Annotated in this window: 13 protein-coding genes; 9 read left to right on the top strand and 4 right to left on the bottom strand. The window is 72.0% G+C overall.

Annotated features, from left to right (window positions below; genetic code table 11):
* The first annotated feature begins 115 nt into the window (after positions 1 to 115).
* From IE318_RS07560 to IE318_RS07530, 7 genes are all read left to right on the top strand, one after another.
* On the top strand, positions 116 to 1,159 hold the full coding sequence (locus tag IE318_RS07560) for a sugar-binding transcriptional regulator (RefSeq protein WP_030166576.1): 1,044 nt from the start codon (positions 116 to 118) through the stop codon (positions 1,157 to 1,159).
* 7 nt (positions 1,160 to 1,166) lie between these two features.
* Entirely contained in the window at positions 1,167 to 1,532 is a 366-nt protein-coding gene (locus tag IE318_RS07555; RefSeq protein WP_189897916.1) for a barstar family protein, read from the top strand.
* A gap of 131 nt (positions 1,533 to 1,663) precedes the next feature.
* Positions 1,664 to 3,106, top strand: coding sequence for a GuaB1 family IMP dehydrogenase-related protein (locus IE318_RS07550; protein WP_189897914.1), 1,443 nt, complete (start codon positions 1,664 to 1,666; stop codon positions 3,104 to 3,106).
* A 344-nt stretch (positions 3,107 to 3,450) separates the two neighbouring features.
* Positions 3,451 to 4,926, top strand: a complete 1,476-nt coding sequence (locus IE318_RS07545) for an amino acid permease (protein ID WP_189897911.1) — start codon at positions 3,451 to 3,453, stop codon at positions 4,924 to 4,926.
* 36 nt (positions 4,927 to 4,962) lie between these two features.
* On the top strand, positions 4,963 to 5,415 hold the full coding sequence (locus tag IE318_RS07540) for an Lrp/AsnC family transcriptional regulator (RefSeq protein ID WP_030166598.1): 453 nt from the start codon (positions 4,963 to 4,965) through the stop codon (positions 5,413 to 5,415).
* Between the two features lie 230 nt (positions 5,416 to 5,645).
* A complete protein-coding gene (locus IE318_RS07535; RefSeq protein WP_189897909.1) occupies positions 5,646 to 6,434 on the top strand; it encodes a carbon-nitrogen hydrolase family protein in 789 nt (262 codons plus the stop codon).
* Between the two features lie 61 nt (positions 6,435 to 6,495).
* Positions 6,496 to 8,193 (top strand): flavin monoamine oxidase family protein, encoded by a 1,698-nt coding sequence (locus IE318_RS07530; RefSeq protein ID WP_189897907.1) that lies wholly within the window; start codon positions 6,496 to 6,498, stop codon positions 8,191 to 8,193.
* 40 nt (positions 8,194 to 8,233) lie between these two features.
* On the opposite strand, the gene IE318_RS07525 is transcribed toward IE318_RS07530, so the two are convergent.
* From IE318_RS07525 to IE318_RS07515, 3 genes are all read right to left on the bottom strand, one after another.
* Entirely contained in the window at positions 8,234 to 9,163 is a 930-nt protein-coding gene (locus tag IE318_RS07525; RefSeq protein ID WP_189897905.1) for an LLM class F420-dependent oxidoreductase, read from the bottom strand.
* A gap of 133 nt (positions 9,164 to 9,296) precedes the next feature.
* Entirely contained in the window at positions 9,297 to 9,992 is a 696-nt protein-coding gene (locus tag IE318_RS07520) for a DUF5995 family protein (protein ID WP_189897903.1), read from the bottom strand.
* 99 nt (positions 9,993 to 10,091) lie between these two features.
* Complete coding sequence (locus IE318_RS07515) at positions 10,092 to 11,495, bottom strand: uracil-xanthine permease family protein (protein WP_189897901.1); 1,404 nt, start codon at positions 11,493 to 11,495, stop codon at positions 10,092 to 10,094.
* Positions 11,496 to 11,650: 155 nt separating this feature from the next.
* Between IE318_RS07515 and IE318_RS07510 the strand changes: the two genes are divergently transcribed.
* A complete protein-coding gene (locus IE318_RS07510) occupies positions 11,651 to 12,109 on the top strand; it encodes an acyl-CoA thioesterase (protein ID WP_189897899.1) in 459 nt (152 codons plus the stop codon).
* On the opposite strand, the gene IE318_RS07505 is transcribed toward IE318_RS07510, so the two are convergent.
* Complete coding sequence (locus IE318_RS07505; protein ID WP_189897897.1) at positions 12,069 to 13,280, bottom strand: MFS transporter; 1,212 nt, start codon at positions 13,278 to 13,280, stop codon at positions 12,069 to 12,071. The genes IE318_RS07510 and IE318_RS07505 overlap by 41 nt on opposite strands.
* Positions 13,281 to 13,420: 140 nt before the next feature.
* On the opposite strand from IE318_RS07505, the gene IE318_RS07500 reads away from it, so the two are divergent.
* Positions 13,421 to 14,677 (top strand): ROK family transcriptional regulator, encoded by a 1,257-nt coding sequence (locus tag IE318_RS07500; protein WP_189897895.1) that lies wholly within the window; start codon positions 13,421 to 13,423, stop codon positions 14,675 to 14,677.
* Positions 14,678 to 15,093: the final 416 nt, after the last annotated feature.

Below are 15,093 nucleotides of genomic sequence, written 5' to 3'. Positions count from 1 at the left end.
GGAACCACCGAGCATGTCGTGGGCGTGCAACCACTGGGCATCAGCTACGTGAACGGCTCTCATCAGGGCTGATCAAGAGCGCCGGATCTGCAAGGATGAACGGCGAATCCAGAGTGTGAACAGCAGTGAGGAGATCGCCGTGTCGGGTATGTCGGCGGGCCGGTCAGCAGTGCGGATGGGACCCGCTGAGCTGGTGCAGGCGGCGGCCATGGCCCGCCGTTTCTACCTCGAGGGCAAGTCCAAGATCCAAATCGCCGAGGAGTTCGGCGTCAGCCGGTTCAAGGTGGCCCGGGTCCTGGAGACCGCCCTCGAACGGGACCTCGTGCGCATCGAGATCCGCGTCCCGGCCGAACTGGACGCCGAGCGCTCCGACGCGCTCCGCGCCCGCTACGGCCTCAGGCACGCCGTCGTGGTCGAGTCCCCGGCCGACGCCGAGGAGACCCCCGACCCGGAGAACCTGGGCGAGGTCGCCGCGGACCTGCTCGGCGAGCTCGTCAACGAGGGCGATGTGCTGGGCCTGGCCTGGGGCCGGTCCACCATCCACATGGCGGCGGCCCTCGACCGGCTGCCCCCGTGCACGGTGGTGCAGCTGACCGGCGTGTACGACGCCGGGACCGCCGAACGCGGCTCGGTGGAGGCGGTCCGCCGCGCCGCCCAGGTCTCCGGCGGGGACGCCCACCCCATCTACGCGCCGATGCTGCTGCCCGACGCGGCCACCGCGGCGGCGCTGCGCAACCAGACCGGGATCGCCCGGGCCTTCGAGTACTTCGACAAGGTCACGGTCGCCTGCGTGTCCATCGGCTCCTGGGAGCCGGGCATCTCCACGGTGCACGACATGCTCAGCGACGAGGAGCGCGCGCACTACGCCTCGCTCGGCGTCGCCGCCGAGATGTCCGCGCACCTCTTCGACGCCCAGGGCCGCCGGATCGGCCGGGACCTGGGTGAGCGGTGCATCACCGTCAAGGCCGAGCAGCTGCGCCGTATCCCCGAGGTCGTCGCGATCGCGGGCGGGCAGCGCAAGGCGCCGGCGATCGACGCGGTGCTGCGTTCCGGCCTGGTCACCAGCCTGGTCACGGACACCTCGGCCGCCGACTACCTGATGACGGCCGGACCCACCCCGAAGCCCGCCCTGAACCGGGCGGACCCGGACGGGGGCTGACGCCGAGGTGAGCGATGACCTGGCGGGCCGGCTCCTGGTCACTCTGGACCTCGACGGCGTCACGGACAAGGCGGCTCTGATGGACCGCTCCGCCCGGGCCCTGGCGCTGCCCGACTGGTTCGGCCGCAACTGGGACGCGCTCGCCGACTCCCTCTCCGACCCCACCGTCTGGCCCCGGGCGGCCGCCCGCCAGGGGCTGCTGCTCGTCGTACGGGGCTGGCGGGCGTACGCCGAGGCGAACCCGGGCGAGTGGCGCACGGCGCAGGAGGTCTTCGCAGAGGCGGCCGATCGCACTCCCACGCTCACCGTCGCCCTTGCCCTCGGCGGATCGTCGGCCCTCGGCGGACATTCGGCCCTTGGAGGATCGTCCTAACGCCTCCGCGGCGGCCTGGGCGTTATGACAGGCCCTGACAACGCGCCCGTCATGGGACAATGAAGTACGTGCTCTTTCCCCCTGGCAGACCTGCCCGGGGGTCACCTCTGATCGACTGGGATGTGCAGCACGTGCGTTTCCTCAATGACATCCAGCCCGCGTACGACCTGACGTACGACGACGTGTTCATGGTGCCGAGCCGCTCCGCGGTCGGCTCGCGTCAGGGCGTGGACCTCAGCTCGCCGGACGGCACGGGCACCACCATCCCGCTCGTCGTCGCCAACATGACCGCCATCGCCGGCCGTCGCATGGCCGAGACGATGGCCAGGCGCGGCGGCCTGGTGGTCATCCCGCAGGACATCCCGATCGACGTGGTCACCGACGTCGTCTCCTGGGTGAAGAGCCGCCACCTGGTGCTGGACACCCCGATCGTGCTGGCCCCGCACCAGACCGTCGCCGACGCCCTCGCCCTGCTGCCCAAGCGGGCGCACAACGCCGGCGTGGTCGTCGACGAGGAGCAGCGGCCCGTCGGTGTCGTCACCGACGCCGACCTGACCGGCGTCGACCGCTTCACCCAGCTCGAAGTGGTCATGTCCAAGGACCTGCTCCTGCTGGACGCCGACATCGACCCGCGCGAGGCCTTCAACACCCTCGACGCGCACAACCGGCGCTACGCCCCCGCCGTCGACAAGGACGGCAAGCTCGCCGGCATCCTCACCCGCAAGGGCGCCCTGCGCGCCACGCTGTACACCCCGGCCGTCGACAAGAACGGCAAGCTGCGCGTCGCCGCGGCCGTCGGCATCAACGGCGATGTGGCCGGCAAGGCCAAGCAGCTGCTCGACGCGGGCGTGGACACGCTCGTGATCGACACCGCGCACGGCCACCAGGAGTCGATGATCACGGCGATCAAGCTGGTGCGCGCCCTCGACCCGCAGGTCCCGATCGTCGCGGGCAACATCGTCTCCGCCGAGGGCGTCAAGGACCTCATCGACGCGGGCGCGGACATCATCAAGGTCGGTGTGGGCCCCGGCGCCATGTGCACCACCCGCATGATGACCGGCGTGGGCCGGCCGCAGTTCTCCGCGGTCCTGGAGTGCGCCGCCGAGGCGAAGAAGTACGGCAAGCATGTGTGGGCCGACGGCGGTGTACGCCACCCGCGCGACGTGGCCATGGCCCTCGCGGCCGGCGCGTCCAACGTGATGGTCGGTTCCTGGTTCGCGGGCACGTACGAGTCTCCGGGCGACCTCCAGCACGACGCCAGCGGACGCGCCTACAAGGAGTCGTTCGGCATGGCCTCCGCGCGCGCGGTGCGCAACCGGACCTCGGAGGAGTCGGCGTACGACCGCGCCCGCAAGGGGCTGTTCGAGGAGGGCATCTCCACCTCCCGCATGTTCCTCGACCCGGCCCGCCCGGGCGTCGAGGACCTGATCGACTCGATCATCGCGGGCGTCCGCTCCTCGTGCACCTACGCCGGTGCCGGCTCCCTGGAGGAGTTCGCCGACAAGGCCATCGTCGGCATCCAGAGCGCGGCCGGCTACGCCGAGGGCAAGCCGCTGCACGCCAGCTGGACCTGAGCCGACCGCCGTTCCGCACGGCCTCCGCTCTCCCGTCTCCGCACGGCCCCTGCTCTCCCGTCGCCGGGACAGCGGGGGCCGTCGGCGTGTCCGACGACCCCGGACAGTCCCGCCCGTCTCGTGCGCAACGGACGAAAGCCCCCGCGCAACGAACACCCGCACAGCCCCCGCGAACGCAATGATCTTGCGGGGATGCGCAAGGTTGCTGCATTACAGGGGCAACGTCCCGGCTCGTAAGGTTCTGCGCTGTACGTGGCGTGGCAGGGACCCCGCTCGGTGGGTCCCCGTGGGACGGGGCCACCGGTCCCGGCCGCTCGAAGACCCGCAGCGACAAGGAGCCGCGCGTGCTCGACCAAGGCGCACCACCGCAGAACCGCAGAACCGTCCCCCTGTCCGTCGGTGCGCGCCTGATGCGACGCAAGCCCGTGGAACGCCTGGTCGCGGAGGGTGGCCACGGCGAAGGCGGCACGCTGCGGCGCTCGCTGGGCCTGTGGCAGCTCACCATGATCAGCATCGGTGCCACCCTGGGCACCGGCATCTTCGTGGTTCTCGGGGAGGCCGTCCCCAAGGCCGGCCCCGCCGTCACGCTCTCCTTCGTCATCGCCGGTCTCACGGCCCTCTTCTCGGCCCTGTCGTACGCCGAGCTGGCAGGCACGATCCCGGTCTCCGGCTCCTCCTACTCGTACGCATACGCAACGATGGGCGAGCTGATCGCCTGGGTGTGCGGCTGGTGCCTGGTCCTGGAGTACGGCGTGTCGGTGGCCGCCGTGGCCGTCGGCTGGGGCGAGTACCTCAACGAGCTGCTCAAGGGCACCCTCGGCGTCACCATCCCGGCGGCCCTGTCGGCGCCGCCCGGCGACGGCGGTGTCTTCAACCTGCCCGCGCTGATCGTCGTCCTGCTGGCGATGGTCTTCCTGATGGGCGGCGCCAAGGAGTCCGCGCGGGCCAACACGGTCATGGTCTGCGTGAAGATCGCCGCGCTGGTGCTGTTCTGCGCGATCGGCGTCCAGGGCTTCCGCTCCGGCAACTACTCCCACTTCATGCCGCTCGGCATGAGCGGCGTCAGCGCCGCGGGCGCGACGCTCTTCTTCTCCTACATCGGCTTCGACGCGGCGTCGACCGCCGGCGAGGAGGCGAAGAACGCCCAGCGAGACCTCCCCCGGGCGATCATGCTGTCCCTGGTCATCGTCACCGCCCTGTACGTCCTCGTGGCCGCCGTCGCCGTGGGCGCCAAGCCGTGGCAGAAGTTCAACGACTCCGAGGCGGCCCTCGCCCAGATCATGCGCGACGTCACCGGTCAGAGCTTCTGGGGCACCCTGTTGGCGTTCTGCGCGGTCATCGCCATCGCCAGCGTGGTCCTGACCGTGCTGTACGGCCAGACCCGCATCCTGTTCGCGATGTCCCGCGACGGCCTCGTGCCCAAGGTGTTCTCCCGGGTCCACCCGAAGTCGGGGGCGCCCCGTGCCAACACGGTGATCGTCTCCCTGTTCTGCGGCGTCCTGGCGGCGGCCATCCCGCTGGGCCAGCTCGCCGACGCCACCAGCATCGGCACCCTCTTCGCGTTCGCGCTGGTCAATGTGGCCGTGGTGGTGCTGCGCCGGACCCGTCCGACCATGCACCGCACCTTCCGGGTGCCGCTGTCGCCGCTGCTGCCCGCGGTGGGCTTCGCCTTCTGCATCTGGATGATGGGCAGCCTGTCCGCCGTCACCTGGGTGGTCTTCGGAGTCTGGATGGCGGTCGGGCTCGTGTTCTACTTCGGGTACGGCTACCGCCGTTCCCGTCTCGCGGCCGAGCCGAGCCTCGTGACGGCGGAGAAGTGACCGAGTGCCCGATCCCGAAGAAGTGACCCACACCCCGTGCTGAACGATCTCGACGAACGCATCGTGCACGCCCTCGCCGAGGACGCCCGCCGCTCCTACGCGGACATCGGGCAGCTCGTCGGCCTGTCCGCGCCCGCCGTGAAGCGGCGCGTGGACAGGCTGCGCGCCACCGGAGCCATCACCGGCTTCACCGTCCGCGTCGACCCGGCCGCCCTCGGCTGGGAGACCGAGGGCTACGTCGAGATCTACTGCCGGCGCAACACCTCGCCGGAGACGATCCAGCGCGGCCTGGAGCGCTACCAGGAGGTCGTGTCCGCGTCCACCGTCACCGGCGACGCGGACGCGATCGCCCAGGTCTTCGCCGCCGACATGCGTCACTTCGAGCGCGTCCTGGAACGCATCGCCGGCGAGCCGTTCGTGGAACGCACGAAGTCCGTCCTGGTCCTGTCCCCCCTGCTCCGCCGCTTCTCCTCGGGCTCCCCGACGTAACGTCCGAGCCCGGTGGGCGGGCCGACTTCTGCAGTGACCGAGTCGGGCGGGCGGGTGGGCAGAGCCCCAGCCCCCCGGCGGAGCCCCACGCAACGAATCGCCGCCCACCCCACCCCCCACGCAACGATCCGCCCACCGGCGCGCAACAGCTCCCGCTTGTCCGCCCGAGCCGGCCGACCGTACCGTCTAACCGACCCCCCGACACCCCCCTTGACCGGTGAGGATCCCGCATGCGCACCGCCCTGCTCCAGAGCTCCGGCCACCCCGGTGCCGTCGCCGAGAACCTGAAAGTTCTCGACGAGGCCGCGGGCCGCGCCGCCGCCGCGGGCGCCGCGCTGCTCCTCGCGCCGGAGATGTTCCTGACCGGGTACGCGATCGGCGAGGACATCGGCCGACTGGCCGAGCCCGCCGACGGCGACTCCGCCGACGCGATCGCGGAGCTGGCCGGCCGGCATGGTCTGGCGATCGCCTACGGCTACCCCGAGCGGGACGGCGAGGCCGTCTTCAACTCCGCCCAGCTGATCTCCGCCGACGGCACGCGCCTGGCCGACTACCGCAAGACCCATCTCTTCGGCGGCTTCGAGCGCGACCACTTCACCCCGGGCGAGCAGCCGGTCGTCCAGGCCCAGCTGGACGGCCTGACCGTCGGCCTGCTGATCTGCTACGACGTGGAGTTCCCGGAGAACACCCGCGGCCACGCCCTGGCCGGCACCGACCTCCTGCTCGTCCCGACGGCGCTGATGCACCCGTTCCAGTTCGTCGCCGAGTCCCTCGTGCCCGTACGCGCCTTCGAGAACCAGATGTACGTCGCGTACGCCAACCGGGTCGGCCACGAGGGCGAGTTCGAGTTCGCCGGGCTCTCCACCCTCGCCGGCCCCGACGGAGTCGCCCGTACCCGGGCCGGTCAGGCCGAGGAACTGGTCATCGCCGACGTGGACCCGGCCCTGCTCGCCGCCTCCCGCGAGGCGAACCCGTATCTCCGGGACCGCCGCCCCGCCCTCTACCGGGCCCTCTCCTGACCTCCCCGGCATCCGCCCTCCCGTTCTTCCCGCTCTTCCCCGCGCAAGGAGTCCGTACCCCATGACGTCCACGGTGCCCAACGCCGTCGAGCACGCAGACGAGCAGCAGCCGCCGATCACCATGTTCGGCCCGGACTTCCCGTACGCGTACGACGACTTCCTCGCCCACCCGGCGGGCCTCGGCCAGATACCCGCCACCGGGCACGGCACGGAGGTCGCGGTCATCGGCGGCGGCCTGTCCGGCATCGTGGCCGCCTACGAGCTGATGAAGATGGGTCTCAAGCCCGTCGTCTACGAGGCCGACCGGATCGGCGGCCGGCTGCGCACCGTCGGCTTCGACGGCTGCGACGAGTCCCTGACCGCCGAGATGGGCGCGATGCGCTTCCCGCCGTCCTCCACGGCCCTCCAGCACTACATCGACCTGGTCGGCCTGGAGACCAGGCCCTTCCCGAATCCGCTCGCGGAGGCGACCCCGTCGACCGTCGTCGACCTCAAGGGCGAGTCGCACTACGCCGAGACCATCGACGACCTGCCGCAGGTCTACCGGGACGTCGCCGACGCCTGGAACAGGTGCCTCGAAGAGGGCGCCGACTTCTCCGACGTGAACCGCGCCATGCGCGAGCGGGACGTCAAGCGCATCCGCGAGATCTGGTCCCAGCTCGTCGAGAAGCTCGACAACCAGACCTTCTACGGCTTCCTGTGCGACTCCGAGGCCTTCAAGTCCTTCCGGCACCGGGAGATCTTCGGCCAGGTCGGCTTCGGCACCGGCGGCTGGGACACCGACTTCCCCAACTCCATCCTGGAGATCCTGCGCGTCGTCTACACCGAGGCCGACGACCACCACCGCGGGATCGTCGGCGGCTCGCAGCAGCTGCCGCTCAGGCTCTGGGAACGCGAGCCGGAGAAGATCGTCCACTGGCCGTACGGCACCTCGCTGAAGTCCCTGCACGTGGACGGCGAGCCGCGCCCCGCCGTGACCCGGCTGCACCGCACCGCGGGCAACCAGATCACCGTCACCGACGCGAACGGCGACATCCGCACCTACCAGGCGGCGATCTTCACCGCCCAGTCCTGGATGCTGCTCTCCAAGATCCAGTGCGACGACGAGCTGTTCCCGATCGACCACTGGACCGCCATCGAGCGCACCCACTACATGGAGTCCTCCAAGCTCTTCGTCCCGGTCGACCGGCCGTTCTGGCTGGACAAGGACGAGGAGACCGGACGGGACGTCATGTCGATGACGCTCACCGACCGCATGACCCGCGGCACGTACCTCCTCGACGACGGCCCGGACAAGCCCGCCGTCATCTGCCTCTCCTACACCTGGTGCGACGACAGCCTGAAGTGGCTGCCGCTGTCCGCGAACGAGCGGATGGAGGTCATGCTGAAGTCGCTCGGCGAGATCTACCCGAAGGTCGACATCAGGAAGCACATCATCGGCAACCCGGTGACGGTCTCCTGGGAGAACGAGCCCTACTTCATGGGCGCGTTCAAGGCCAACCTGCCCGGCCACTACCGCTACCAGCGGCGCCTGTTCACGCACTTCATGCAGGACCGGCTGCCGGAGGACAAGCGCGGCATCTTCCTCGCCGGCGACGACATCTCCTGGACCGCCGGCTGGGCCGAGGGCGCCGTCCAGACCGCGCTGAACGCGGTCTGGGGCGTCATGCACCACCTCGGCGGGGCGACCGACGCGGCCAACCCCGGCCCCGGCGACGTCTACGACGAGATCGCGCCCGTGGAACTCCCCGAGGACTGAGGCGAGAAGCCCCTGCCCCGGCGGGCCCGGGCGGCCGGGATCACAGCCCGGCCGCCCGGGCCTTCTCGTACACCTCCGTGGCCACGTCCTTCAGCTCCTCGGCGTCCCGCACGCTGCTCTGCAGGTCGACGAGGATCTCCTCCAGGCCGATCTCCGCGTACGCGACAAGGTCCTCGACGATCTGGTCGGCGCTGCCGTGGAACGGGCGCCGGTCCGCGCCCTCGTGGGCCTTGGCCGAGTAGCGCGCGTTCACCCGGAGCACCGTCTGGATCGGCTGCTGCCGGCCGCGCTCGGCGGCCAGGTCCTGCACCGCGTGCCACTCGCCGGCGACCTGCTCGACACCCATGGCGGTCGGCAGCCAGCCGTCGGCGTGCTCGACCAGCCGCTCCCGCGCCTTGCGGGTGCTCGCGGCCAGCAGGATCGGGATCGGCCGGGCGGGCTTGGGGCCGACCGCGGCCGAGTCGATCTCCGTGATCCGGCCGTGGTGGCGCACCGGGTCGGGCCCCCACACCGCCCGGCACACGTCGATCACCTCGTCCAGCACCCGGCCGCGCTCCTTGATCGGCCGGATGCCCGTGGCCGCGTACTCGTCGAGGGACCAGCCGGTGCCGAAGCCGGCGATCACCCGGCCGCCACTGGCCGCGTCCAGCGAGGCGAGGGCCTTGGCGAGCTGGAACGGCGCGTGCAGCGGCGCGACCAGCACGCTGGTGCCCAGCCGGGCGCGCTCGGTGGCCGCCGCGGCCAGGGTGAGCGTGACCAGCGGGTCGGCCACATGGCGGTAGGAGTCGGGCCAGGGCATGCCCTCGATGCCGTACAGCCCCTGGGTGGCGGGCTCCGGGAACAGGGCCCGCTCGTACACCCAGAGGCTCTCGTAGCCGATGTGTTCCGCGGCGCGTGCCACATCGGGCACGTCCTTGCCGAGGTGGTACTGCCGGTTCTGCGGAAGGCCGAGTCCCAGACGGATCGCCATGGCGGTGTACTCCTTCGTGATCGTCCGTGTCCATCGATCAACGTACAGTGATCACGCGGGAGTTCCCCGGTCTTTGACTTACGCAGCTCTTCGGCCGTCGGATTTCCGTCGGGTCCGGTCTTGCCGTCGGGTCTCAGTCCGGCAGCGGGGTGAGCATCATGCGCCCGGCGAAGCCGACCGCCGCGTCCAGCCGCTGGGCGAACTCCTCGGCCACGTCGGGCAACCGGCGCAGCGCCCACAGCGCCCGCGCGGCCGACCAGGCGGCGTCCCGGGCCCGTTCCAGGCTCCACGCGCCGAGCAGATGGGTGAGCGGGTCGGCGATCTGCAGCAGGTCGGGACCGGGCATCAGATCCTCCCGGACCCGCTCCTCCAGTGCGACGAGCAGGTCGCCCACGCGGTCGAAGTCGCCCTCCAGGTCGGCCGGCTCGCACGCCAGCGTCTCGCACGCGTCCACGACGGCCAGCGCCAGGTCGTGGCCGATGTGCGCGTTGATGCCCGCGAGCGCGAACTGCAGTGGGCGCACACCGGGATGGCGGCGGAACTGCAGCAGCGGCCGCCAGCAGGCCGGCGCGCGCCGCCCATCCGTTCCTGCGTCCACGGCGGCCAGATACCGCTCGGCGAACCGTACGTCCAGCGTGGCCGCGGCCCGCGGGTCCGCGAACCGCCCGGCCGCCAGACGCCGGTCGACCGCCTCGGTGACGGCGAGATAGACCCGGTTGAAGACCGCGATCCCGTCCCGCTCCGGCAGCGCGGCGTCCAGGTCGCGCATCCGGGCGAGGGTCGCGTCCACTGTGTCCAGGCGACGGGTGAGTTGTGCCGATTGCCCCATGGGGGCAGCGTCCCAGGCCGGGCCCGTACCGGATGCCGACGGGCCCGGCGCTTCCCCAGAACGGGGGAACGCGCACGCGGTGCGCGCTGGGGACCGTGCCTACGACTGGGCGCGCTGGGTGCCGGCCCGCCCCGGCTCGTCGTACGACGACGTGCCCTCGTCCAGCAGCGGCTCCTGCTTCTTCAGGTGCGCGGGCGCGAAGGCGCGCAGCGCGTGGTAGCCGGTGATGACGACGACCGTGCCCAGCGCGATACCGCTGAGGGAGAAGGTGTCGGTGAACTTCATGCTGACGTTGCCGACGCCGATGATGATGCCCGCCGCGGCCGGCACCAGGTTCAGCGGGTTGCGCAGGTCGACCTTGGCGTTGATCCAGATCTGCGCGCCCAGCAGTCCGATCATGCCGTACAGGATGACGGTGATGCCGCCGAGCACACCGCCGGGGATCGCGGCCACGATGGCGCCGAACTTCGGGCAGATGCCGAACAGCAGCGCGAAACCGGCCGCGGCCCAGTAGGCGGCGGTGGAGTAGACGCGGGTGGCGGCCATCACGCCGATGTTCTCGGAGTACGTGGTGTTGGGCGGGCCGCCCACGGCCGTCGACAGCACGGAGGCCACGCCGTCCGCCGAGATGGCCGTGCCCAGCTTGTCGTCCAGCGGGTCGCCGGTCATCTCGCCGACGGCCTTGACGTGGCCGGCGTTCTCCGCGACCAGCGCGATGACGACCGGCAGCGCGACCAGGATCGCCGACCAGTGGAAGGCCGGGCCGTGGAAGGTCGGCAGCCCGATCCAGTCGGCCTTGCCGACACCGGAGAGGTCCAGGCGCCAGTGGTCGGTGAGCTTGCCGCTGCCGTCCACGGAGTGGATCTTGCCGAAGAGCTGGTCGAAGACCCACGAGACGGCGTAGCCGAAGACCAGGCCGAGGAAGATCGCGATCCGGGACCAGAAGCCGCGCAGACAGACGACGGCCAGCCCGGTGAACAGCATCACCAACAGCGCCGTCCACTGGTCCTGCGGCCAGTAGGTAGAGGCGGTCACCGGGGCGAGGTTGAAGCCGATCAGCATCACGACCGCGCCGGTGACGATCGGCGGCATCGCCGCGTGGATGATCCGCGCGCCGAAGCGCTGCACGGCGAGACCGACCAGGAACAGGGCGATGCCGACGACGAGGACCGCGCCCGTCACGGTCGCGCTCGTGCCGCCCTGCGCCCGGATGACCGCGGCGACGCCCACGAAGGACAGCGAGCAGCCCAGGTAGCTGGGCACGCGGCCGCGGGTGGCGAGCAGGAAGATCACGGTCGCGACGCCCGACATCATGATCGCGAGGTTGGGGTCGAGGCCCATGAGCACGGGCGCCACGAAGGAGGCGCCGAACATGGCCACGACATGCTGGGCGCCGAGTCCGACCGTGCGGGGCCAGGAGAGCCGTTCGTCGGGCCGGACCACCGCTCCTGGCGCGGGCGTGCGCCCGTCACCGTGCAGTTTCCAGCGCACGCCGAGGTCCATGGTGGGGTTTCGCTTTCTCTGAACGGGAAGATGTCCGAAACCTATTGTCAGGGGTCCGGGCAAGCGACCAGCACCTTCCCTGCCGACTCTCCTGAGCGTCCGCTTAGGATGAGAGGTCGTACCCCCTCCTCACCAGCACGTTCAGGAGCCCCGCCGTGACCGCCGAAGCACCCGTCGCCCCCGCCCTGTCGTACGGCCGGCTGATCCCCGTCGCCGTCCACTTCGACGACCTGGACGCGCTCGGGCTGCTGCACAACGCCCGCTACCCGCTGCTGGTGGAGCGGGCCTGGTCCGAGCTGTGGCAGGGACACGGCTTCCGCTTCGAGGGCGACTGGGCGGCCGCCGGGGACGCCTGCAACGCGGTCAAGGAGCTGCGGATCAGCTACGAGGCGCCGGTGACCCGGCCGGGTGCCTACGCCGTCCACCTGTGGCTGGAACGGTTGGGCAGGACCGGCCTGACGTACGGCTTCCGCTTCTGCTCGGCCGACGGCGCGATGACGTACGCCCAGGGCAGCCGCGTCCTGGTACGGCTGGATTCGGCCACCTTGCGTCCCGCGCCGTGGAGCGAGGAGTTCAGGGCCGCGGGTCGGGAACTGCTGCGGCCGGCCGGCTGATCTTCGGGCGGTCCCGGTCGCCCGCCCGCAGCACCCCCGCGAACGCGGCCAGGCCGCAGGCCAGCAGCGTCACCAGGCCGAACGACACCACCAGGCTGGTCGCCTGGGCGAGTCCGCCGATCGCGCTCGGCGCCACCAGGCCGGAGGTGTACGTGATTGTCGCCACACCCGCGATGGCCTGGCTGGGGTTCGGCCCGCTGCGGCCGGCCGCGGCGAAGCACAGCGGCACCACGACCGCGATGCCCAGGCCCATCAGCGCGAAGCCGGTCATCGCCACCGCCGGATGTCCCGCGACGACGACGAGCAGGCCGCCGAACACCGCCAGGACACCGCTCGCCCGCACCGTGCGCACGGAGCCGAACCGGTCGACCACCTTGTCGCCCGCGATCCGCGCGACGGCCATGGTGAGGGTGAATCCGGTGGTGCAGGCCGCCGCGAGCCCGGCCGAGGTGGCCAGCTGGTCGCGCAGGTACACCGCCGACCAGTCCAGGCTCGCGCCCTCCGCGAACACCGCGCAGAACCCGATCGCGCCGATCAGCAGCGCCGACTTCGGCGGCAGCGCGAACCGGGGCGGCGGCTCCTCGTCCTCGGCCGGCTGAAGGTCGAGCACCCAGGTACAGGCGATCAGACCCAGCACGGTCAGCACGCCGGCCGCCACGATGTGGTGCAGGCGTGCGTCCGAACCCAGGTGCGCGGCGATCGTGCCGGCCGCCGAGCCGGTCAGGGCGCCCGCGCTCCACATGCCGTGCAGGCCCGACATGATCGAGCGGCCGAGCCGGTTCTCGACCTCCACGCCGAGGGCGTTCATCGCGACGTCCGCCATGCCCGCCGAGGCGCCGTAGACGAAGAGGGCCAGGCAGAGGGTGAGGAGGTTCGGGGCGAGGGCGGGCAGGACCAGGGAGAGCGTCCACAGGGCGAGCAGACCGCGCAGGGCGGTACGGGCGCCGAAGCGGTGAGTGATGCCGCCCGCGAGCGGCATCGCCACGGAGGCGCCGAGCGCGGGAAAGGCCAGGGCGAGGCCGAGCTGTCCGGCGCTGACCGAGGCGTGGTCCTGGATCCACGGCACCCGGGTGGCGAACGAACCCGTGACGGCGCCGTGCACGGCGAAGACGGCCGCCACGGCGTACCGCGCGCGCCGCACCTCGCGCTGTTCGTCGACCACTGCACTCATTGTCCGGCCCCTCCCGTGTGTCCCGCCGCGGGCTCGTTGTCCCGCCGCGTGGCGTAAACTATCAGGGACCCTGCCTGATAGATAGGGGATATCCGGCGCCGCCCGCGTCGCGGCCCCGCAGATCTGGGAGGATTCCCGGCATGCCCGCATCCCCGAGCACCGCCCGGGCCATCAACGACCGGCTCGCCCTGCGGCTGTTGCAGCAGGAGGGACCGTTGACGGCAGGGCAGCTGAAGCAGCTCACCGGCCTGTCCCGGCCGACGGTCGCCGACCTTGTCGAACGCCTGACGGCCTCCGGCCTGATCACCGTCGTGGGGGAGGCGGGGGAGCAGCGGCGCGGCCCGAACGCACGGCTGTACGGCATCGTCGCCGACCGCGCCCACCTGGCCGCCCTCGACGTACGCACCGAGAGTGTCTCGGTGACCGTGACCGACCTGCTCGGGCGGGAACTGGCCGAGGCGTCCGTTCCGATCGGTGACGACACCGGGACCGGGCCCGCGGTCGAGCAGGCGGTCACGCTGGTGGAGCGGGTGGCGAAGGAGGCGGGGGCGGAGCAGCTGCACACCGTCGGCATCGGCGCGCCGGGCCTGATCGACCCGGACACGGGCGAGCTGCGCGACTCCACGGGTCTGCCCGCCTGGCACCGCCGGCTGGTGGCCGCGTTGCAGGAGCGGCTGCCGCGGGCCCGGGTCATCGTCGAGAACGAGACCAACCTCGCGGCGCTGGCCGAGCAGCGGGACGGAGCCGCCCGGGGTCGAGACACCTTCGTCCTGCTGTGGCTCGGTCACGGCACGGGTGCGGCGGTGGTCCTGGACGGGGCGCTGCGCCGCGGCGCCTCCGGAGGCACCGGCGAGATCGGCTTCCTGCCCGTGCCCGGTACCGGGGGCGTGCCGTCGGCGACGGACTGCAGTGGTGGCTTCCACTCGCTGGCCGGGGCGGCGGCGGTGACGGAACTGGCGGGGGCGTACGGGCTGTCGGGGGAGCAGGGGGGACGGGAGCCGGCGGCCGCGGAGCTGGTGCGCCGCGCGGCCGAGTCCCTGGCGGAAGCATCTCCGGGGGAGACCTCTTCGGGGACGGCCTCTTCGGGGGACGGTGCCCGGGCCGCGGACTTCCTGGACGCGCTCGCCGACCGGGTCGCCCTCGGGGTCGCCTCCGTCGTGGCCGTCCTGGATCCCGGGTGCGTGGTGCTGGGCGGGGAGATCGGGCAGGCCGGCGGGGAGGTGCTCGCCGGGCGCGTGGCCGAGCGGGTCGGGCGGATGTCGCCGCTGCGGACGGAGGTGCGTGCGAGTGCATTGGGGGGTGGGGCCGTGTTGCGGGGGGCGTTGCTGACGGCGCGGGAACGCGCGCAGGACGAGCTGTTCGCACCGGCGTGCCCACCCACCCACCCGCCTCGGTGACTCCAGAGACGCCCGCCCGGGCCTCCACCCCGAACCCCGGCGGGGGCTCCGCCCCTTGCGCCCCAGGCTCTGCCCACCCGTCAGGCCGACTCGGTGACTCCAGTCCCGTCTCCGCCGGGGCTTCGCCCCCTGCACCCCCGGGCTCCGTCCACCCGCCCGACTCGGTGACTCCAGCCTCTGGCCCCGCGGGGGCTCCGGCCCCTGCACCCCCGGGCTCCGTCCACCCGCCCGACTCGGTGACTCCAGCCTCTGGCCTCGCGGGGGCTCCGGCCCCTGCACCCCCAGGCTCCGCCCACCCGTCAGGCCGACTCGGTGACTCCACCCCCGGCCCCGCGGGAGAGCCCCCTGCACCTCGGGCTCAGCCCCCGCCCGCCCGACCCGGCGGCCCGGCGGCGGGTTCGCCCCCTGCGCCCCTG

The sequence above is a fragment of the Streptomyces spiralis genome (assembly GCF_014654675.1).
GTDB lineage: Bacteria > Actinomycetota > Actinomycetes > Streptomycetales > Streptomycetaceae > Streptomyces > Streptomyces spiralis.
Note: the sequence above shows the minus strand (reverse complement) of the source record. Positions and strands in the feature narration are given on the sequence as shown.